This is a genomic window from Streptomyces sp. NPDC031365 (genome assembly GCF_055569765.1).
Map to the genome: position 1 here is coordinate 237,647 of NZ_JBVIIM010000002.1, position 18,913 is coordinate 256,559.

Genomic DNA, 18,913 nt, shown 5'->3' on the forward strand with positions numbered 1-18,913 from the left:
GGGTCGGCTCCTTAAGGCGATCAGGCGGCGTGCTCGGCGACGAGCTCGCGGGCCGCGTCGAGGTCGGCGGGGGTCTTCAGGGCCAGCGTCTTGACGCCGGGCAGCGCGCGCTTGGCGAGGCCGGTCAGCGTGCCGCCGGGGCAGACCTCCAGGAGGGCGGTGACGTCGAGTCCCTTGAAGGTCTCCATGCACAGGTCCCAGCGGACCGGGTTGGCGACCTGGCCGACCAGGCGCTCCAGCACCTCGGCACCGGAGGAGACCGCCGCGCCGTCCCTGTTCGACACGTAGGTGAGCTTCGGGTCGCCGGGCGTCAGGGCCTCGGCGGCCTTCGCCAGCGCCTCGACCGCGGGGGCCATGTGGTGGGTGTGGAAGGCGCCTGCCACCTTCAGGGCGACGACCTTGCGCACGCCCTCGGGCTTGTCCGCCTCCAGCGCGGCGATCTGCTCCCTGGTGCCGGCCGCGACGACCTGCCCCGCGCCGTTGATGTTCGCCGGGGTCAGGCCCAGCTTCTCCAGGTGCGCCAGGGTCACCTCGGGGTCCCCGCCGAGCAGCGCCGCCATCCCGGTCTCGGTGATCGCGGCGGCGTCGGCCATGGCCAGACCCCGCTTGCGGACGAGGGAGAGCGCGGCGGCGTCGTCGAGGACACCCGCGAGGGTGGCGGCGGTGATCTCGCCGACGCTGTGACCGGCGACGGCACCGGGTGTCACGTCCCCGAGCGCGGAGGCGGACAGCAGCCCGGCCGCGACCAGCAGCGGCTGGGCGACGGCCGTGTCGCGGATCGCGTCCGCGTCGGCCTTCGTGCCGTAGTGGACGAGGTCGAGTCCGATGGCGTCGGACCACGCGGCGACGCGGTCCGCGGCACCGGGGAGTTCGAGCCATTCTGTCAGGAAGCCGGGCGTCTGGGCACCCTGGCCGGGAGCGACGAGTACGAGCACTCTCACACTCTCTCTTGGGGACGGGCACGGCCGCCCGTGGGGACAAGGACGAAGAACAGCAGGGGGTTTTGTGGAGCCTCCACAAAAGACTAGGACTGAAGATCGCCGTCAGCCAGACGCCCCAGGATCAGCGCGATCCGGAGCGTGAACGCAGAGCGTACATCGGAGGGTGACCATCCGGTGACGTCCGTCACACGTCGGAGCCGGTAACGGACGGTGTTGGGATGCACGAACAGCATGCGCGCCGCGCCCTCGAGACTGCTCGCCTGTTCGAGGTACACGCTGAGTGTCTCCAGCAGAGCCGCCCCGGCCTCCTCCAGCGGTCTGTAGATCTCCTCCACCAACTGCTCACGCGCCGAGGGGTCCGAGGCGATCGCCCGCTCCGGGAGCAGATCGTCCGCCAGCACCGGACGCGGCGCGTCCTGCCAGGCGGAACACGCCTTGAGGCCCGCCGCTGCGGCCTGTGCGGACCGGGTCGCGGCCAGCAGGTCCGGCACCACCGGGCCGGCCACCACCGGACCCGCCGCGTACGGCCCGATCAGCGACTTGGCGACGGTCAGCGGATTGTCGCTGCCGCCCGCGATCACCACGAGCCGGTCCCCGAGCACACCGGTCAGCACCTGGAGCTTGGCGTGCCGGGCGGCCCGCCGGATCGCCTCCACGGTCAGTTCCGAGTCACCGTCGGGCGCCGTGCCCAGCACCACGCACACATGCTCGGGCGAGTTCCACCCCAGCGCGGCGGCCCGCGACACGGCCCCCTCGTCGGCCTCCCCGCTGAGTACGGCGTTCACGACGAGGGATTCCAGACGGGCGTCCCAGGCACCCCGTGCCTCGGCGGCCTGCGCGTACACCTGGGCGGTGGCGAAGGCGATCTCCCGGGCATACACCAGGAGCGCCTCGCGCAGAACCCTCTCGTCGCCCGGCGCCGCCACCTCGTCGATGGCGGACTCCATCACCTCGATGGTGGTGCGCACCATCTCCACGGTCTGGCGCAGCGTGATCGCCCTGGTCAGCTCACGCGGTGCGGTGCCGAACACATCGGTGGAGATGGCCTGCGGGGCGTCGGGGCGCCGGAACCACTCGGTGAACGCGGCGATGCCCGCCTGGGCCACCAGGCCGATCCAGGAACGGTTCTCCGGGGGCATGGCCCGGTACCAGGACAGCGTCTCGTCCATCCGCGCGATCGCCTGCGCGGCGAGAGTGCCGGACGACCTCTCCAGCCGCTTCAGCGTCGCGGCATGACGATGGGCGGGGCGTGCTGCGGCTGCGGGGGTACTGGTTTCGGGTTCGGGCACGGGGACAAGACTGCCTTATCGGGACGGCCGCGCGTGTCGCAGGGCCTACGGTGGACCATGTGATGGACGTACGGCGCGCGGACGAGCGCTACCAGGGCGGCGATCCGGCGGCCGGAATCGAGACCCGCCACGCCTTCTCCTTCGGCCCCCACTACGACCCCGACAACCTCCGTTTCGGCGCGGTGATCGCCTGCAACGAGGAGCGCCTGGGCCCCGGCGCCGGCTTCGAGGAGCATCCGCACAGCCACACCGAGATCGTGACGTGGGTGGTCGAGGGCGAGCTGACCCACCGGGACTCCACGGGCCACGAGACGGTGATCCGCCCCGGGGACGTGCAGCACCTGAGCGCGGCGTCCGGCGTCCGCCACGTGGAACGCAACGCCGGCCTCGCCCCCCTCACCTTCCTCCAGATGTGGCTGGCCCCGCGGGAGCCCGGGGGAGAGCCCTCCTACGAGGTCGTCCACGGCATAGCCGACTCCACCCCGTACGCCCTCCCGGAGGCGGCCGCGATGCTCCACGTCCGCCGGCTGGGGGCGGGGGAGCGGACGGCGGTGCCGGACGCCGCGTATGTGTACGTCCATGTGGTGCGCGGTGGCGTCCGGCTGGACGGGGAGCGGCTGGGGGTGGGCGACGCGGCCCGGATCACGGACGCCAAGGGCGTCGAGGCGGTCGCGGTCGGTGGACCGGTGGAATTGCTGCTGTGGGAGATGCGCGGCGCGTGACGCGGGCCGGTGGTGCGCGAGGTCGTGACGTCCTAGGTCCGGGCCGCGAGCCACTCCTGCAGTTCACGGTGGCGGAACTGATAGGCGAAGCCCTCGACGCGCATGATGCCGGCTTCGACGCACCAATCGAGGAAGCCGCCGAGTCCTACGGGGAGCCGGCGGCCCGCGGCCCACTTGAAGAGGAGGTAGCGACGCCAGGCCCTCGCCGCGATGATGAAGGCGGGGAGGACGGAGAGGGCCGCGCCGTAGGCGAAGCCGAGGAAACTCTCCGATCCCAGGGCGATCACCGAGCCTCCCCACAGCGCAGTGACGGCCGCCCAGAAGAGCGCATAACGCAGTTCCGCGCGCAGCGGGTCGCGTGGATCCGTCAGGGTGGCCCGCGGGTGGTCGCCCGTCCTCCAGACGGCCTGTGAGGTCACGAACGACAGGACGTTCGCCACCAGGATCGACGCGAACAGTGACGGACCGAGGCCCCGGTCCACCAGAAACAGCACCCAACCGATGACGTACAGCACATTCCAGCCGATCATCTTCGGCTCTCCCAGCAGCCGCCAGTCGAGGTGACGTGGAACGGGCTGCTGTCGGGTGCTGTCCAGCGCCATGGGCAGTACCGTCTGTATCAGGGTCAGCACGCCGAGGGCGGCGAAGACCTGCGGGTACGGGAGGCGCTCCCAGGGGGTGATGCCGAACCACTCGGCCAGGGTGATCGAGACGATGAACGGCCAGGTCAGCACCACGAGTTCGGCGTACGCCATCCCGGTGCCGCGCTCCATCCGCCACAACCGGTGCAGCACGAGATCCGTGTCGGAGACCACCTCGTCACGGGGGCGCGGGGCACCGCCCGTCTCATCGGGCCGATGGTCGTCCCGCAGATGCCTGGCCAGGGTCGTCAGCCACTCCTCGACCTTCGCGGGGTCTCGGCGGCGGCCGCCGTGCGGAGCCTGATTGTGCGTCGACGCGGCGGCGTGGGTGTACAGGCCGAGCAGATGGGCCGGTACGGCGTTCAACGGCATCGCCAGGAGCGCGTCGGGGTTGCGCAGCGGGCGGAAGTCGTGTTTCTCGGTGTACGCCGTGGTCAGCAGGGCCATCCGCCACGGCGTGTCGAGGACCCGGGCCAGCCCACGCGGGGTGCCGGTCCAGGTGAGGGCTTCGGCGAGCCGTCGCCATTCGGGCAGCCACTGCCCGGTCTCGTCCTGGCCGCACCTGCCCAGGAACGCGAGCTGTTGGTCGCTGGAGAGCGGCTGGAGGGTGACGACGGTGGCGTGTTCGAGCTTCTCCTTCGATTTGAGGGCGTTGTAGTGGTCGGTTCGGCAGACCACCACGAGCGACGCCTGGCCCGTCCGGCCGTCGTACTCGCGGTTGAGCCGTTGCAGGGCCTTCAGCGCCCGGGTCTTCGCGGGCGTTACGTCGGGCGGGTCCATCTCGTCGAGGCCGTCGAGGATGGGCAGGACGAGCCGGTCGCCGAGGAGTTGGCGCGCCACGGCCCTGGAGCGGACCAGGCCGCTTTCCTTGAGGTAACCGGAAAGCCAGTCGGTCAGCGTGAGTTCGGTGTTCCAGGTGGACAACGGGATGCGTACGGGCACCGGATCACCGTCCTGCCACCCGTCCATCAGATGGGCCATCAGCTGGGTCGCGGCGACCGTCTTTCCGGAACCGGGGCCGCCGAGGATGACCAGGCGGGCCTTGCACCGTGACGAGGTGAAGTAGTCGCCCAGCGGATCCGACACCGTGCTCCCGGGGTCGGCGGAGTCCTTGAAACCGACAGGGATCACATTGTCGGAGCCCGGGAAGTAGCCGCGCGGAGCGGCTATGAGACGCCGGTCCACCAGGTTCTTCAGCTCGGCCAACTGGCGCGTGCGGTCCAGTTGTTCGGCCCTGAACGTGAAACCCAGCGCGTACACGGTGAGACCGACGGACGCCGCGCTGAACGCGGTCGCGAGGATGTCGGCCAGTGGGCTGTCGCGCAGCGGCGCGGTGTCCCGGAAGACGAAGAGACTGGCCGCACCCGTCAGGAAGACGACCGCCAGGACACCCCATATGGAACCGCGACGCGTCCCCCGTGTTGCCCTCATGATCCCGTAAGTGTGTCGAGACCAGGGGCACTTGGCAATGTGTCAGGTGTGTCGGAGAAGTCACGGGTGGGCTCCCCCTTCGAGGGCTCGGGCGCCGAGCGGTGGGGCAGGGTGCGGGACGAGTGTCTGGCCGACGCGTGACCGCGGTGGACAGGCTTCCGCCCCGGCGCGGGGGACCGTGCCGGGGCGGAGCGGGCAGAAGGGCTGAGGGTCAGGACGTCAACGTCAGAACGTCAGGCCCCAGCTGTTGATGTAGCCGGTGTCGGCGGAGTAGTTGTCCGTGACACGGAGCTTCCACGTGCCGTTGGCCGTCTCCGAGGAGGCGTTCACGGTGTAGGTGGTGTTGATGTTGTCCGCCGAGCCGCCGGTGCCGGACGACTTGAGGGTGTAGAGCGAGCCGTCGGGGGCGACCAGCTGCACCGTCAGGTCACCTATGTAGGTGTGGACGATGTTCACCGGCACCTGGAGGGCCGAGGGGGCGTTGCCGGAGACACCGGTGACGGTGACCGGGGACTCGACGGTGGACCGGTCACTGATCGTGTAGTCCGCGGTGTTGGTGAAGGTCTTGCCGGGCGGCGGGGTGGTGCCGCCGCTGCCGCCGACGTTCAGCAGACGGTTCGGGGAGCCGGTGCCCGGGTTGGTGACGGCACCCGAGACGGACTTGGTGATCAGCGCGGAGGCGACCTGCGCGGGGGTGGCCGACCGGTTGTCCGCGAGGTACAGCGCCGCGGCGCCCGCGACGTGCGGGGTGGCCATCGAGGTGCCGGAGATGGTGTTGGTGGCGCTGTCGCCGGTGTACCAGGCGGAGGTGATGGACGAGCCCGGGGCGAAGATGTCCAGGTTCGAGCCGTAGTTCGAGTAGCTGGCGCGGGCGTCCGTGTTGGTGGTGGCGCCGACGGTGATGGCCTCGGACACCCGGGCCGGCGAACCGGTCGCGGTGGTGGACTCGTTGCCCGCGGCGACGGCGAAGGTGACGCCGGCGGCGATGGCGTTGCGCACGGCGGTGTCCAGGGTGGCGCTGGCGCCGCCGCCGAGGGACATGTTGGCGACGGCCGGGAGGACCGCGTTGTCGGCGACCCAGTCGACGCCCTCGATGACGCCGGCGGTGGTGCCGGAGCCGTTGTTGTCGAGGACGCGGACGCCGACGATGGAGGCCTTCTTGGCGACGCCGTAGGCGCTGCCCGCCACCGTGCCGGCGACGTGGGTGCCGTGGCCGTTGCCGTCCTGGGCGACGTTGTCGCCGTCCACGGCGTCGTAGCCGTTGCGGGCGCGGCCGCCGAAGTCGCTGTGGGAGATGCGTACACCGGTGTCGATGATGTACGCGGTGACGCCCTGACCGGCGGTGTCGTCGTACGTGTACGAGCCGCTCAGCGGCAGCGCGGTCTGGTCGATGCGGTCCAGACCCCAGGACGGCGGGTTGGTCTGCGTCGCCTGGGTGGTGAAGGTGCGGTTCTGCTCGACCAGTGCGACCGAGGGGTCGGCGGCCAGCTTGGCGGCCTCGGCCTCGGTGGCCTCGACGGTGTACCCGTTGACGGCCTCACGGAAGGTGTGCTCGACCTCGGCACCGTGCTTCTTGGCGACGCCCTTGCCCTTGGCGGAGGTGGCCTTGGTGTCCGACTTGAGGGTGACGATGTAGCTGTCGGCGACCGCGTTCGGCGCGTCCGCGTAGGCGATCGTCCCGGTCGCGGGGTCGGCGGCGTGCGCGGGAAGCGCGGTGAAGAGACCGCCGGCGAGCGCGGCCGCGGCGACGGAGCAGACTCCGGCGAGCGATCTCCGCTTGGTGTTTCGCGTCAGGGCCATCTGAGGGTCCTCCTCGACAGGGGGATGTGGGGGATGTGCGTCTGCGTGAGGCGCACGTGGCGAACGCCTGTACCGGGGCTCCGGACAGGAACCGGTAATGGTCAGGTACATGCCAATCACGGTCACTGTGGCCGCGTTCACATGTCCCTGTCGCCAGCCGAATGATTGAACGGTCTACGCGGATTGCACAAGGGGTTCCGCCGGGCCTTAACCGCGACGCCACACGGCAGAAATGACACAAGGTCATCAACCGGTACAGATACGCTGCGTAAACGAGATCACTGTCACAGCGATCTCGTGGAGTCACGTCGAGGCCCTCGGCCGGCCTCCCCGAGGGAACCTGTCGTTCACCGGCCTGCGGCAGGCCCCGCTGCTCACCGCGGTGCGAGAGGACATCACGTCGCGTTCGTGCCGGTTCGGTTCAAGAAGACCCATGCGCGGATTGCCTGACGTCTCGTCACACAGAGTGGTCTCTGTCGACCTCTCCGTCTGGACCGTGGGTGGAGGACGCACCGTCGGGCGGGTCGAGCCGACCTTCAAGACGGGCCCGGCGGCAGGGGGGTTTATGGACCAGTCGAGCAGGTTCCCTTTGGCTCTGCCCCTCGGACCAGAACCGCGTCAGGCTGGGAACACCGTCGACCTCCCGGAGGGTTCCCTTGAGTCTCGCGTTCCTGCTGACCACCCTGGTCGTGGTGGTCACCCCCGGCACCGGGGTGGTGTACACCCTCGCCGCCGGACTGGCCCACGGCCGCCGCGCCAGTGTGGTGGCCGCGTTCGGCTGCACCCTCGGCGTCGTGCCGCACCTCGTGGCGACGATCAGCGGCCTCGCCGCGCTGCTGCACACCAGCGCCGTCGCCTACGGGGTGGTGAAGTACCTCGGTGTCGGCTATCTGCTGTACATGGCGTGGGCGACGCTGCGCGACGGTGACGCGCTGTCCGTCGAGGCGGAGGCCGAGCCGCGGTCGGCGGTCCGCGTGGTCACCTCCGGAGTCCTGATCAACGTACTGAACCCGAAACTGACGTTGTTCTTCGTCGCGTTCCTCCCCCAGTTCGTGCCCGCCGGCACGCCCGGCTCCCTGGGCCTCATGCTCCGGCTCGGCGCGGTCTTCATGGCCCTGACGTTCGTCGTCTTCGCCGCGTACGGCATGTGCGCCGCGGCCGTGCGCGACCGCCTGTCGGCCCGGCCCCGGATCACCACGGGTGTCCGCCGGGTGTTCGCCCTCTGCTTCGTGGGCCTGAGCGCACGGATGGCGGTGGCGTGAGATGCGTTTCCGGCACGCCGACTCCATCTGGTCCGACCACCCCCGCCTCGTCGCGGGCGTGCTGCACGCCACCGGCGTGAACCGGACGGCCGACGTCGGCCCGAGCGTCGCGGAGTACACCGCCCGCGCCCGGGCCCGGCTGGCCGGCACCTCCGAAGGCCGGTTCCCCGAAGTACTGGCCTGGCGCCGGGCCTTCGCCCGGATGGGTCTGAAGCCGACCCAGTACCGCTGTGCCTCGGAGTCCCTGCTGCGGCGGCTGCGCAAGGAGGGGACGCTGCCGCACATCCACCCGGTGGTCGACCTGTGCAACGCCGTCTCCGTCGCGCACGCGGTCCCGGTCGCGGTGCTCGACGCCGACCGCGTCACCGGTCCGCTGCTCGAAGTGCGCCACGCCCACGGCGACGAGGAGTACACGACCTTCGGCGGCGACACCGAACACCCGGCACCCGGTGAGGTGACGTACGCCGACTCCGCCGGGCGGGCGCACGCCCGCCGCTGGACCCACCGGCAGAGCGGGCACTCGGCCGTCGGCGAGGACACCCGCCGCATCCTCGTGATGGTGGAAGCCGTTCACGACGGCGGTACGGACACCGTCGCGGAGGCGCTGAGCACGATCGCCCGGGAACTCACCGCGCACTGGCCGACTGCCCCCGTGACGGCCCTTCTCACCTCCTCCTCGCGGGAGTGCACGCTCGACGACGGGCCGCTGACCGGCACTCGGGCGCCGTAGCGGTGCGTGGCACCATGGGTGCGGTGAGCGAGAGGGACGGAGTGACGAGCGGTACGGCGGCGGACGACGCCCCTTCGGCGTCCGGCTCCGACTTCCTGCAGCTGCGGTCCGGCGACGCGCCCGCGGGCGGCAAGGCGGACTGGCTGGCACAGCGGCTCCGGCAAGCGATCACCGACCGCCGGCTGACCGTGGGCAGCAGACTGCCGGCCACCCGGGTGCTCGCCGCCGAACTGCGCGTCTCCCGGGGCGTCGTCACCGAGGCGTACCGGCGGCTCGCCGAGGACGGCCACGTCGAAGGGCGCCGGCGCGGCGGCACGGTGGTCGTCGCCGCGCCCCCGGCCCACCAGCCGCCCCGTGCCGGTCGAGCCGCAGCGCACTCCCCCTTCACCGGCGAACCCGGCGCCGACGTCTTCGACGCGCTGCGCGCCGCCGACGCCCGCATCGACCTCACCCCCGGCCGGCCCGACCTGCCCGCGTTCCCCCGTGCGGCCTGGCTGCGCGCCGAACGATCCGTGCTCGCCGAACTGCCCGCCGCGGACCTCGGGTACGGAGACCCTCGTGGTGCCCCACCGCTGCGCCGTGCCGTCGCCGCCTGGCTGGCGCGCAACCGCGGCGTCCGGGTCGGGCCGGACGGCATCCTGATCGTCTCCGGCACCGCGCAGGCGCTCAGCCTGCTGCACCCCGTGCTGAGGGCGGACGGCATCACCGGTGTCGCGGTGGAGGACCCCGGCTCGCTCGGCACCCGCCAGCACCTGCGGCACGGAGGACTGGCGACGCCGCCGGTGCCGGTCGACGGCCAGGGCCTGCGCGTCCACGCGCTGCGTGCCACCGGCGCCGACGCCGTACTGCTCACCCCCGCCCACCAGTTCCCCACCGGTGTCGTAACGAGCGGTGGGCGCCGCCGCGAACTGTTGCGCTGGGCCGCGGACGGCGGGCTGATCGTGGAGGACGACTACGACGCGGAGCACCGCTACGACCGGCCGCCCGTGCCCGCCCTGCGCTCGATGCTCGCCGACCGGCTGTGCTACATGGGCAGCGTGTCCAAACTGCTCGCCCCCGCACTGCGGATCGGCTGGCTGGTCCCGCCACCCCACCACCTGGACGGGCTGACCGACGCGAAACGCCTCGCGGACCTCGGCAACGCCGTGCTGCCCCAACTGGTCCTCGCCCACCTGATGGAGTCGGGGCAACTGGAGCGCCACTTGCGGCTGCAACGCGGCCGGCACATCCGCCGCCGCGACGCGATGATCGCCGCCATCGACGCACACCTGCCGGGCGCGGTCGTCCACGGCGCGGCGGCCGGCCTGCACCTGACGGTCACGTACGCGCCGGACGTGCCCGACACCGCACTCGCCGCCGCCGCGCTCGCCCACGGCGTGAAGTGCCATCCCCTGTCCTGGCACCGGCAACTCCCCGGCCCTCCGGGCCTGGTCCTCGGCTACGCGGCGGATCCGCCGGGTGTCCTCACGGAAGGAGTGGCCCTGATCGGCCGCGCCCTGCGCGAGCTGTCCTGACCTCCCTGAGGGCGGCCCGGTGCCGCCTCGGGCCGCACACGCGACCTCGCCCGCCGGCAGGGCCCGCGGATCGCGGTGCCCGCCGCCTGGTGCCGGAAGTCGAGGACGTTGCCGGGGTGGCGGAGCACGGGGCGGCGGTTCCCCCGGCCCACCGACCGGGGCAGCCGGATGTGGCAGCGAGGGCGGGGACCGGCGGCACGGGCCGGGGCTGTACCGGGCCTCTCGTGGGACGTCCCGCCGGACCGCCGGCGGCGCCCGGCCGGTGCGCGAGGGTCAGCCGCGCAGTTCCGCCAGCACCGCGTCCGTGAACGGCGGCCACGCCTCGGCCGCCCACGGCCCGAAGGCGCGGTCGGCCAGGGCCACGCACGCCGCGCCCGCGTCCGGGTCGATCCACAGGAACGTGCCCGACTGGCCGAAGTGGCCGAAGGTGCGCGGCGACGACGACGCGCCCGTCCAGTGCGGCGACTTCGCGTCGCGGATCTCGAAGCCGAGACCCCAGTCGTTGGGATTCTGGTGGCCGTAGCCCGGCAGGACGCCCTTGGTTCCCGGGTACTGCACGGTCATCGCCGCCGCGACGGTGCGCGGGTCCAGCAGGCGCGGCGCCTGCACCTCGGCGGCGAACCGCAGCAGGTCGTCCACCGTGGAGACGCCGTCCCTCGCCGGGGAACCCTCCAGCGAGGTCGCCGCCATCCCCAGCGGCTCCAGCACCGCCTGCCGCAGATACTCGCCGAACGGGATCTCCGTCGCCTTCGCGACATGGTCCCCCAGCTGTTCGAACCCGGCGTTGGAGTACAGCCGCCGCTCACCGGGCGTCGAGGTCACCCGGTGCTCGTCGAAGGCCAGCCCCGAGGTGTGCGCGAGCAGATGCCGCACGGTCGAGCCGTCCGGGCCCGCCGCCTCGTCCAGTTCGATCGCGCCCTCCTCGTACGCCACCAGCACCGCGTACGCCGCGAGCGGCTTGGTGACCGAGGCCAGCGGGAAGCGACGGTCGGCCGGCCCCTGGGTGCCCAGGACGGTACCGTCCGCCCGTACGACCCCCGCCGCGGCGGTGGGAACCGGCCAGTTCTCGATCAACGCCAGACTCTTCAACGACATGCCGTCGAGCCTAAGCGCTCAGAGCGTCAGCTCCAGCAAGGGGTCGGACCGGCGCTGGAAGCCCAGCGAGACGTACAGCGGTTCGGCCTGCGAGGACGCGGTGAGGCGGACCCGCCGGACGCCCCGCCCGCGGAACCACTCCAGCAGCGCCTGCACACAGGCACGCGCGTATCCGCGGCGGCGCGCGTCCGGGTCGGTGGCGACGCTGAACACGGAGCCGTCCAGGCCGGACGGATTGCGTGCCCCGCCGATGCGGTAATCGACCGTGCCGGCCACCAGCGTCGCCAGCGCACCCGGCCGCTCCGGGTGGTCCACGACGAACGCGGCGAAGTTCCCGTCCGGCTCGGCCAGCCGGGCGCGCAGCACGGGCAGGGACTCGGCATGCCAGGCGGTGGACGGGTCGGAGCGGGCCATCGCGTCGATCATCACCTGACGCAGCCGGAGCACTTCCTGCGCGTCCCGGGGTGTCGCACGGCGTACTGAACCCATGCCCGTACGGTAATCGGCCACCGGTCCCCATGTCCCGCTCATTTCCCCGCTGCGCCGCTTGCTTGGAGCGCACTCCAACGTTCTAGCGTGGGGGCATGACGGTGACGGAGAGCACAGGTACCAGCGCCGACACGTGCGCCGGACCGCCGCAGGGGAATCGCCGGCCGGACGGCGAGGACAGGTACACGATCAGCGAGGTCGTCGCCCTCACCGGGCTGACCGCACACACGCTGCGCTGGTACGAGCGCATCGGACTGATGCCGCACATCGACCGTTCCCACACCGGTCAGCGGCGCTACAGCAACCGCGACCTCGACTGGCTCGCCCTCGTCGGCAAGCTCCGCCTGACCGGGATGCCGGTCGCGGACATGGTGAGGTACGCGGAACTGGTCCGCTCGGGCGACGACACCTACACCGAGCGTTTCGAGCTGCTCAAGCAGACCCGCGAGGACGTGCTGTCCCGGATCGCCGAGCTCCAGGGCACCCTCGCCGTGCTCGACCGGAAGATCAGTTTCTATGCGGACGCGGGGCGGGCCCTGGCGTCGGAGAGGGCATGATGGCAGGCGACAGGATCGGCACGGCGGCGCTGGGCGGCGGTCCCCGGGTGGGCGTACAGGGCCTCGGCTGCATGGGTATGAGCTTCGCCTACGGCCCGGCGGACGCGGACGCCTCCCGGGCGACCCTGGAGCGGGCCCTGGAACGGGGCGTCACGCTGTACGACACGGCCGACGCGTACGGGGACGGCGCCAACGAGCGCTTCCTCGCCCCGTTCTTCAGGGCGCACCGGGACGAGGTGGTCGTCGCCACCAAGTTCGCCCTGGCGATCCCGCCGGACGACCCCGACCGGCGGATCATCCGCAACGACGCGCCCTACATCCGCCAGGCCGTCGAGGCGAGCCTGCGGCGCCTGGACACCGACGTGATCGACCTCTACTACATGCACCGGCGCGATGTGAACGTGCCGATCGAGGAGACCGTCGGCGTCATGGCCGAGCTGGTGCGCGCGGGCAAGGTCAAGCAGCTCGGCCTGAGCGAGGTCACCGCCGGCGAACTGCGCGCCGCGCACGGCGTGCACCCGATCGCGGCCGTGCAGTCGGAGTGGTCGCTGTTCAGTCGGGACATCGAGGACAGGGTGGTACCGGCGGCACGCGAGCTGGGCGTGACCCTGGTCCCGTACTCGCCGCTCGGCCGTGGCTTCCTGACCGGCTCCTTCGCCGACGCAGGCCAGGATCTCACCGCCGACGACGTCCGCCGCCGGATGCCCCGCTTCACCGGCGACAACGCCGCGGCCAACGCGGCGCTGCTGGAACCGGTCCGCACCGTCGCCCAGGCCCACGACGCCTCCCTCGGCCAGATCGCCCTGGCCTGGGTCCACCAGCAGTCGGAGATCCACCGCCTCCCTGTCGTCCCCATCCCGGGCACCCGTAAGCCGGCCCGGGTGGAGGAGAACACGGCGGCGACGCGCATCACTCTGACGGCAGAGGAACTGACCCTCTTGGACCCGATCGCCGCGAAGGTGGCGGGCACCCGCTACGCGGACATGGCGTTCACTTCCGCGGGAAGGGAGTAGATCAGCACCCAGGAGCGCGGGGGCCGTATCGACGTGCGGCTCCGCCGCGTGGGCGCGACCAGCCACGAAGAGCCCCCGGTCCGAACCCGGCCTCCCCGCCGGAGGTCAAAGCTCCGAGAGCAACTCCGCCTTCTTGGAGGAGAACTCCTCATCGGTCACCAGCCCGGCCTGATGGAGTTCTCCCAAGTGCCGGATCCGCTCGGCGATGTCCGCGGGGTCACGGCGCGCACGCGTCGTGGACAGCGCCGGCACCGGAGTGCAACTCCGCACCGCCGCCAGCACCGCCCCCGCGAACGGCAGTGACTCGTGCACCGGCCCGTATCCCAGCCCGAACACCACCGCGCCCGGATCCTGGTCGGCCTGCGCCGGCGGAGCCCCCGCGTCCCGCCGCACCAGCCGCAGATGCCCCTCGAACACCTCGGGCGAGCGCCACTCCACCCCGCACAGCTCACCGATCGGGAACCGCTGGTCCCCGGCCTTCCACTTCGCCGACGACGCGCCCGTCCAGAACCACCGGAAGGACACCGCCGTACCGTCGAAGGTCGCCTTCCCGTCGTACGCCTTGAACTGCAGCGGCGCCTCGGGGGCGGCCACCAGATGGCGCTCCGCGGGTCCCGACTCGGTGAGCCGCGCGCGCAGTTCGTCGGCGTAGTACTCGGCGAGCGTCTCACGTTCGGCGGGCAGCACCAGCCGGTAGGGGTCGCTGCTCTCCTTCAACTGCCCGGCGGCCGCCTCCAGAAGGGGATCCGCACCGGGCCGGAGCTCCGCACGCAGGACCACGGTCCCGCGCCTGCCCGGCGTGAGGGTCACCCCCTCGATCGCCTCCAGCGGCACCCGCCGCTCCCCGAGTGCCTGGAAGAGCTTGGGCGTTCGGATCCCCCGTTCGTAACGGATGAGCACGGAGTCGGACTCGAACTCCCAGGCGGCATGCATTCCGGCCAGTACGTCACCCATGCGGCTCATCGTATGCGGCACGAGCTTCTCCGTCCCCTCCCCAGGCATACCGCAGTATCTCCGCCGCTACGCGCGTCCGGTAGGGGTCGTACCGGACAAACCCGCCCGGCAGACGTCGCCCTCGTGCGCGCAGGAGACCGCTCGGTATGCGCCAACACCGATCTCGGCGAAGTTCCGCACACTGTCCGTGCCCGGCACGAAGTACCCGGCGTGGCCCTTCGCCTGCCGTGCCGACAGCACTCGCGCCCCGAACCCGTCGGCCACCGGGTCGGCCCCGTGTCCCAGGCCGCCCAGCTCCAGGTACGGCACGTCCTGGATCCAGTCGTCGGCGTCCCGCATCGCCCACACCCGCGCGGTGGTGTCCAGCTGGGAGGCCTTCTCGACCCGCATGCCGGGGCTGCCGGCCACCGCGATGTCCGCCACCCGCTCCGGCAGGGTGTGCGCGGCGATCCCGCACACCACGGAGCCGTAGCTGTGGCAGAACAGCGAGACCGGTGACCTCCCCGGCAGTCCGCGCAGCATCGCCTCCAGCCGCTCGGCGCCGTCCCGGGCGCGCATCGCCATGGCCGCGTCCATACCGAGCCCGCTGGGGGCGGTGTAGTCGGCCCAGGCGATCACGGCCGTAGGGGTCGTGGGGTCGGCGTGGCGCTCCGCCGCGTACAGGGACTCGGCCATGCCGGCGGGGGCCGAGTACTTGCGGTCGGCACGCTGAAAGGTCAGCAGGTCGGTGTCGGCACCGGGGACGACGACCGAGACCCGCTCGGCCCCCGGCAGATCACCGAAGACCTCCGCGACCCGGCCGGAGCCCGCCGGGTCGAAGGCGAGGATGTGCCGGCCCGGGCGCATCAGCGCCCCGAAGCGTTCCATCCTGAGGGCGGCGTGCCGCTGGCCCGACGCGGTGAGACGGTCGTCGTGCACGCGCTCCGACTCGACCTCGAGGGCCTGTGCCAGCGCGATGCGGTTGGCGCGGTAGCGCAGCTCGAGGGGTGCGCCGTTCATGTTGCCGACCGCCAGCGGGTAACGGTGGGCCAGATGCGCACGCTGTCCCTCGGTGAGGGTGGCGAAGAACCGGGCCAGCCGCGCGGGCGCCGACCGCGGGTCCGGGAGCCGGTGGCCCGCCATGCGGCCGTGTTCCCAGGCGCTGACCGACGCCTGCAGGGGAGCGGGGTGACGCTGGTGGCGCAGCGCCGTCCATCCGCTGGTCGCCAGCATCACGAAAACGACGGTGAGCGCGAGCAACGCGCGCCAGACGTTCAGCTGCGGGGAGGTGTCGAAGGAAGTCACTGAAAGGACACACTAGGAGAACGGGAGTGTCTCGCGTGAGCCAAGTGACCGGTATCACGTTTCGGTGCGGCGGTTCGGGGATCGGTCCGTACGCCAGTTTCCCGCGAGGGCCGGGCCCACATGGTCGAGGCAGCTCGTCATCAGGTCCCGCATGGCCGCGACGCTGAAGTCGTCACCGGCGGACCAGCGCCGCTCCGCCACGCGGACCACCCCGCCGAACGCGGCCACCAGGATCCTCGGCCGGGGGTCGTCGTCCACGTCGAGCCCCTCGCGCTCGGCGATGACGCGGGCCAGCTCCTCCTCCAGCTCCGTGGCGCGCCGCAGATGGGCGGCGAGCAGGGCGGGTGTGGACTCGATCACCCGGTAGACCCGCAGGTGCAGTTCCAGCGGGACCAGCTGCTCCACGGCCTCGTGGATGGTGTCCCAGCTGTCCAGCACGGCCCGGCGCAGCACCTCCAGCGGCGTCTCGCCCGGCGGGCGCTCGCGCACGGCCTCCAGGACGTGCGACTCCGCGAGCCGCGGGACGAAGAACGCCACCTCCTCCTTGCTGGCGAAGTAGCGGAAGAAGGTGCGCTGCGAGACGTCGACGGCCGCGGCGATGTCGTCGACGGTCGTCCCCTCGTACCCGCGCGAGGCGATCAGCTCCAGCGCGGCCCGGACCAGCGCGTCCCTGGTGCGCTGCTTCTTGCGCTCCCGCAGACCCGGCCGCGGCAGCGCGTCCACGGCGGTCCCGACCGTCTCCATTGCTCCTCCTTGAACTGTTTCCCCAGTTCAGGCTATAACCGAGCGTCGTGTCAGTGACCGACCGGTGAATCAGTTTGTCAACTGTCAGCGGCTGACATTAGCCTCGAACGCATGACTAGTCAGACCACCATCGACAAGGCGGAGCCGGGGGACGGGCCTCCGGTCGCCCCGTCGGGCGCGACACCGGGCAAGGGGTTGCGCGGGCACCCCTGGTTCACACTCGTGACCGTCGCCGTGGGGGTCATGATGGTGGCCCTGGACGGCACCATCGTGGCCATCGCGAACCCGGCCATCGGCAAGGACCTGGGGGCCACCTGGTCCGATCTCCAGTGGATCACCAACGCCTACTTCCTCGCCCTCGCGGTCTCCCTGATCACCGCGGGCAAGCTCGGCGACCGGTTCGGCCACCGGCAGACGTTCCTCATCGGCGTGGCGGGCTTCGCCGTCGCGTCGGCCGCCATCGGACTGTCCAACGGCATCACGATGGTCGTCGTCTTCCGTGTCTTCCAGGGTCTGTTCGGTGCCCTGCTGATGCCGGCGGCGCTCGGCCTGCTGCGGGCCACGTTCCCGGCCGAGAAGCTCAACATGGCGATCGGCATCTGGGGCATGGTCATCGGTGCCTCCACCGCGGGCGGCCCGATCCTCGGCGGTGTCCTCGTCGAGCACGTGAACTGGCAGTCGGTGTTCTTCATCAACGTGCCGGTCGGCATCCTCGCCGTCGTGCTCGGCGCGTGGATCCTCCTGGACCACCGCGCGGAGAAGGCGCCGCGCTCGTTCGACCTGCTCGGCATAGCCCTGCTGTCCGCCGCGATGTTCTGCCTCGTCTGGGCGCTGATCAAGGCCCCCGAGTGGGGCTGGGGCGATGCGCAGACCTGGTCGTTCATCGCTGCCTCGGTGGCCGGCTTCGGGCTCTTCGCCTTCTGGGAGACGAAGGTCAGGGAGCCGCTGATCCCGCTGGCGCTGTTCCGTTCCGTTCCGCTGTCCGCGGGTGTCGTGCTGATGGTCCTGATGGCCATCGCCTTCATGGGCGGCCTGTTCTTCGTCACCTTCTATCTGCAGAACGTGCACGGCATGAGCCCAATCGACGCCGGTCTGCACCTGCTGCCGCTCACCGGCATGATGATCGTCGGATCCCCGCTGGCCGGAGTGATGATCACCAAGGTCGGACCGCGCATTCCGCTGGCGTTCGGTATGGCCTGCACGGCGCTGGCCATGTACGGCATGTCGACGCTGGAGACCGACACCGGCAGCGGCGTGATGTCGCTCTGGTTCGCCCTGCTCGGTCTCGGCCTCGCCCCGGTCATGGTGGGCGCCACCGAGGTCATCGTGGGCAACGCCCCACTGGAGCTGTCCGGCGTCGCCGGTGGTCTCCAGCAGGCCGCCATGCAGATCGGCGGCAGCCTCGGTACGGCCGTGCTCGGCGCGGTGATGGCCTCCAAGGTCGACAGGGACCTCGCGGGCAACTGGGCGGAGGCGGGGCTCCCGCAGCTCACCCCGGCCCAGTCGGAACAGAGCGCGGAGCTCGTCCAGCAGGGCATCGCCCCGGTGCCCGAGGGCACTCCGGCACAGATCGCCGCGAAGATCACCGACGTGGCGCACGACACCTTCATCTCCGGCATGAGCCTGGCGTCCCTGGTCGCCGCCGGAGTGGCCGCGGTGGCGGTCCTGGTCGCGTTCCTCACCAAGCGCGGTGCGAACGCGGAGGCCGGCGCGGGTGTGGGCCACATCTGACGGGCCGTCCTATGATCCGGTTTCACTCATCAGGGTGAACCGACGCGGTGATCTCTCCCCGGAGGCCGGCACCGCGGGCCACGGTGGGTCGATCCCTCCGCAGGGCAGGAGGAGGGCCGGCCGTCGCGTGCTGCCGGAGGGGGGCAGCGCGCGGGCGGCGGCCCCACCCGCCATGTGCGGGGGGTGAATTCACCACGGAAGCGGGGGTACCCGCCATCTCAACGAACCCTTCAGGGAGTTGATGATGGCGAGCTTCGGACACGGAACGCGCAGGCACCCCCGCACACGTGGCCGGACGGGGTCACGATGGGGGTCCCCCCGGGCGAGCGTGTTCGAGGCTGGGGGAGGGCCGGACCGCGCGACGCTCGGGATCATCGGACTCATCTGCGCGGTCGCCGGGTTCTTCGTGCTGGGGATCGTCCTCGGCCCGGTGGCGATCGTCTGCGGATGGCTCGCGATGGGCCGTAGCTGGGCGGGCTCCCGCCCGGTGCCGGCCCTGGTCGCCGTGGTCCTGGGTGCCATCGACACGCTCCTGGCCATCATTTTCCTGGCCGGAGCGACAACGCCGGGTTACGGCATGTTCTGACCCGGAGTCACAGGGGTGGGGGGGGGGGGAGGGGGGGGGGGGGGGGGGGGGGGTGTGCGTTCCCCCAGTGGAGGGGGAGCAACAAAGGCGAACCACTCGCACTCGCCCACCGGCAGACCCAAAAGACCAC

Annotated in this window: 17 protein-coding genes; 8 read left to right on the plus strand and 9 right to left on the minus strand. The window is 71.6% G+C overall.

The genetic code is table 11. The features are described from left to right. Positions 1 to 20: 20 nt before the first annotated feature. Both ACZ5C2_RS03775 and fasR read right to left on the minus strand, forming a co-directional pair. Positions 21 to 935, minus strand: a complete 915-nt coding sequence (locus ACZ5C2_RS03775) for an ACP S-malonyltransferase (RefSeq protein ID WP_468786180.1) — start codon at positions 933 to 935, stop codon at positions 21 to 23. An 89-nt stretch (positions 936 to 1,024) separates the two neighbouring features. Further along, a complete protein-coding gene (gene fasR, locus ACZ5C2_RS03780; protein ID WP_468786182.1) occupies positions 1,025 to 2,230 on the minus strand; it encodes a fatty acid biosynthesis transcriptional regulator FasR in 1,206 nt (401 codons plus the stop codon). Between the two features lie 62 nt (positions 2,231 to 2,292). Between fasR and ACZ5C2_RS03785 the strand changes: the two genes are divergently transcribed. Further along, entirely contained in the window at positions 2,293 to 2,952 is a 660-nt protein-coding gene (locus tag ACZ5C2_RS03785) for a pirin family protein (protein ID WP_468786184.1), read from the plus strand. Between the two features lie 32 nt (positions 2,953 to 2,984). Here the strand turns inward: ACZ5C2_RS03785 and ACZ5C2_RS03790 are convergent, their stop codons facing one another. Both ACZ5C2_RS03790 and ACZ5C2_RS03795 read right to left on the minus strand, forming a co-directional pair. Beyond that, the gene (locus tag ACZ5C2_RS03790) at positions 2,985 to 5,024 is read right to left on the minus strand and encodes an NACHT domain-containing protein (protein WP_468786186.1); all 2,040 of its coding nucleotides are present in this window, start codon (positions 5,022 to 5,024) and stop codon (positions 2,985 to 2,987) included. 225 nt (positions 5,025 to 5,249) lie between these two features. After that, positions 5,250 to 6,824 (minus strand): S8 family peptidase, encoded by a 1,575-nt coding sequence (locus ACZ5C2_RS03795; RefSeq protein WP_468786188.1) that lies wholly within the window; start codon positions 6,822 to 6,824, stop codon positions 5,250 to 5,252. A 656-nt stretch (positions 6,825 to 7,480) separates the two neighbouring features. Between ACZ5C2_RS03795 and ACZ5C2_RS03800 the strand changes: the two genes are divergently transcribed. From ACZ5C2_RS03800 to pdxR, 3 genes are read left to right on the plus strand one after another with little or no spacing between them, the layout of a single operon-like run. Then, positions 7,481 to 8,086 carry a LysE family translocator gene (locus ACZ5C2_RS03800; protein ID WP_468786190.1) on the plus strand — a complete coding sequence of 202 codons (606 nt, stop codon included), beginning with the start codon at positions 7,481 to 7,483 and terminating at the stop codon, positions 8,084 to 8,086. 1 nt (position 8,087) lies between these two features. Then, the gene (locus ACZ5C2_RS03805; protein WP_468786192.1) at positions 8,088 to 8,816 is read left to right on the plus strand and encodes a B3/B4 domain-containing protein; all 729 of its coding nucleotides are present in this window, start codon (positions 8,088 to 8,090) and stop codon (positions 8,814 to 8,816) included. A gap of 14 nt (positions 8,817 to 8,830) precedes the next feature. Continuing rightward, positions 8,831 to 10,330 carry a MocR-like pyridoxine biosynthesis transcription factor PdxR gene (gene pdxR, locus ACZ5C2_RS03810; protein ID WP_468786194.1) on the plus strand — a complete coding sequence of 500 codons (1,500 nt, stop codon included), beginning with the start codon at positions 8,831 to 8,833 and terminating at the stop codon, positions 10,328 to 10,330. A gap of 273 nt (positions 10,331 to 10,603) precedes the next feature. On the opposite strand, the gene ACZ5C2_RS03815 is transcribed toward pdxR, so the two are convergent. Next, positions 10,604 to 11,425, minus strand: a complete 822-nt coding sequence (locus ACZ5C2_RS03815; RefSeq protein ID WP_468786196.1) for a serine hydrolase domain-containing protein — start codon at positions 11,423 to 11,425, stop codon at positions 10,604 to 10,606. A gap of 18 nt (positions 11,426 to 11,443) precedes the next feature. Beyond that, positions 11,444 to 11,914: a GNAT family N-acetyltransferase gene (locus tag ACZ5C2_RS03820; protein WP_468786198.1), complete on the minus strand. Its 471-nt coding sequence runs from the start codon at positions 11,912 to 11,914 to the stop codon at positions 11,444 to 11,446. Positions 11,915 to 12,009: 95 nt separating this feature from the next. Between ACZ5C2_RS03820 and ACZ5C2_RS03825 the strand changes: the two genes are divergently transcribed. Both ACZ5C2_RS03825 and ACZ5C2_RS03830 read left to right on the plus strand, forming a co-directional pair. Further along, on the plus strand, positions 12,010 to 12,471 hold the full coding sequence (locus ACZ5C2_RS03825) for a MerR family transcriptional regulator (RefSeq protein ID WP_468786200.1): 462 nt from the start codon (positions 12,010 to 12,012) through the stop codon (positions 12,469 to 12,471). Beyond that, the gene (locus tag ACZ5C2_RS03830) at positions 12,471 to 13,484 is read left to right on the plus strand and encodes an aldo/keto reductase (protein WP_468786690.1); all 1,014 of its coding nucleotides are present in this window, start codon (positions 12,471 to 12,473) and stop codon (positions 13,482 to 13,484) included. Before ACZ5C2_RS03825 ends, ACZ5C2_RS03830 begins: the two co-directional genes overlap by 1 nt. 105 nt (positions 13,485 to 13,589) lie before the next feature. Here the strand turns inward: ACZ5C2_RS03830 and ACZ5C2_RS03835 are convergent, their stop codons facing one another. The 3 genes from ACZ5C2_RS03835 to ACZ5C2_RS03845 all read right to left on the minus strand — a co-directional run bounded on the left by ACZ5C2_RS03835 (position 13,590) and on the right by ACZ5C2_RS03845 (position 16,466). Then, positions 13,590 to 14,438, minus strand: coding sequence for a DUF4429 domain-containing protein (locus ACZ5C2_RS03835; protein ID WP_468786202.1), 849 nt, complete (start codon positions 14,436 to 14,438; stop codon positions 13,590 to 13,592). Positions 14,439 to 14,504: 66 nt separating this feature from the next. Continuing rightward, the gene (locus ACZ5C2_RS03840) at positions 14,505 to 15,722 is read right to left on the minus strand and encodes an alpha/beta hydrolase (protein ID WP_468786204.1); all 1,218 of its coding nucleotides are present in this window, start codon (positions 15,720 to 15,722) and stop codon (positions 14,505 to 14,507) included. 54 nt (positions 15,723 to 15,776) lie between these two features. Continuing rightward, positions 15,777 to 16,466 carry a TetR family transcriptional regulator gene (locus ACZ5C2_RS03845; protein ID WP_468786206.1) on the minus strand — a complete coding sequence of 230 codons (690 nt, stop codon included), beginning with the start codon at positions 16,464 to 16,466 and terminating at the stop codon, positions 15,777 to 15,779. 111 nt (positions 16,467 to 16,577) lie between these two features. Between ACZ5C2_RS03845 and ACZ5C2_RS03850 the strand changes: the two genes are divergently transcribed. Then, positions 16,578 to 18,197, plus strand: a complete 1,620-nt coding sequence (locus ACZ5C2_RS03850) for an MFS transporter (RefSeq protein WP_468786208.1) — start codon at positions 16,578 to 16,580, stop codon at positions 18,195 to 18,197. Positions 18,198 to 18,438: 241 nt separating this feature from the next. Then, the gene (locus ACZ5C2_RS03855) at positions 18,439 to 18,783 is read left to right on the plus strand and encodes a small hydrophobic protein (protein WP_468786210.1); all 345 of its coding nucleotides are present in this window, start codon (positions 18,439 to 18,441) and stop codon (positions 18,781 to 18,783) included. Positions 18,784 to 18,913: the final 130 nt, after the last annotated feature.

Coding starts and splice junctions, on each gene's coding strand:
- ACZ5C2_RS03785 (WP_468786184.1), top strand. CDS start 2,293: ATGGACGTACGGCGCGCGGACGAGCGCTACCAGGGCGGCGATCCGGCG.
- ACZ5C2_RS03790 (WP_468786186.1), bottom strand. CDS start 5,024: ATGAGGGCAACACGGGGGACGCGTCGCGGTTCCATATGGGGTGTCCTG.
- ACZ5C2_RS03795 (WP_468786188.1), bottom strand. CDS start 6,824: ATGGCCCTGACGCGAAACACCAAGCGGAGATCGCTCGCCGGAGTCTGC.
- ACZ5C2_RS03805 (WP_468786192.1), top strand. CDS start 8,088: ATGCGTTTCCGGCACGCCGACTCCATCTGGTCCGACCACCCCCGCCTC.
- pdxR (WP_468786194.1), top strand. CDS start 8,831: ATGGGTGCGGTGAGCGAGAGGGACGGAGTGACGAGCGGTACGGCGGCG.
- ACZ5C2_RS03815 (WP_468786196.1), bottom strand. CDS start 11,425: ATGTCGTTGAAGAGTCTGGCGTTGATCGAGAACTGGCCGGTTCCCACC.
- ACZ5C2_RS03820 (WP_468786198.1), bottom strand. CDS start 11,914: ATGGGTTCAGTACGCCGTGCGACACCCCGGGACGCGCAGGAAGTGCTC.
- ACZ5C2_RS03825 (WP_468786200.1), top strand. CDS start 12,010: ATGACGGTGACGGAGAGCACAGGTACCAGCGCCGACACGTGCGCCGGA.
- ACZ5C2_RS03830 (WP_468786690.1), top strand. CDS start 12,471: ATGGCAGGCGACAGGATCGGCACGGCGGCGCTGGGCGGCGGTCCCCGG.
- ACZ5C2_RS03835 (WP_468786202.1), bottom strand. CDS start 14,438: ATGGGTGACGTACTGGCCGGAATGCATGCCGCCTGGGAGTTCGAGTCC.
- ACZ5C2_RS03845 (WP_468786206.1), bottom strand. CDS start 16,466: ATGGAGACGGTCGGGACCGCCGTGGACGCGCTGCCGCGGCCGGGTCTG.
- ACZ5C2_RS03850 (WP_468786208.1), top strand. CDS start 16,578: ATGACTAGTCAGACCACCATCGACAAGGCGGAGCCGGGGGACGGGCCT.
- ACZ5C2_RS03855 (WP_468786210.1), top strand. CDS start 18,439: ATGATGGCGAGCTTCGGACACGGAACGCGCAGGCACCCCCGCACACGT.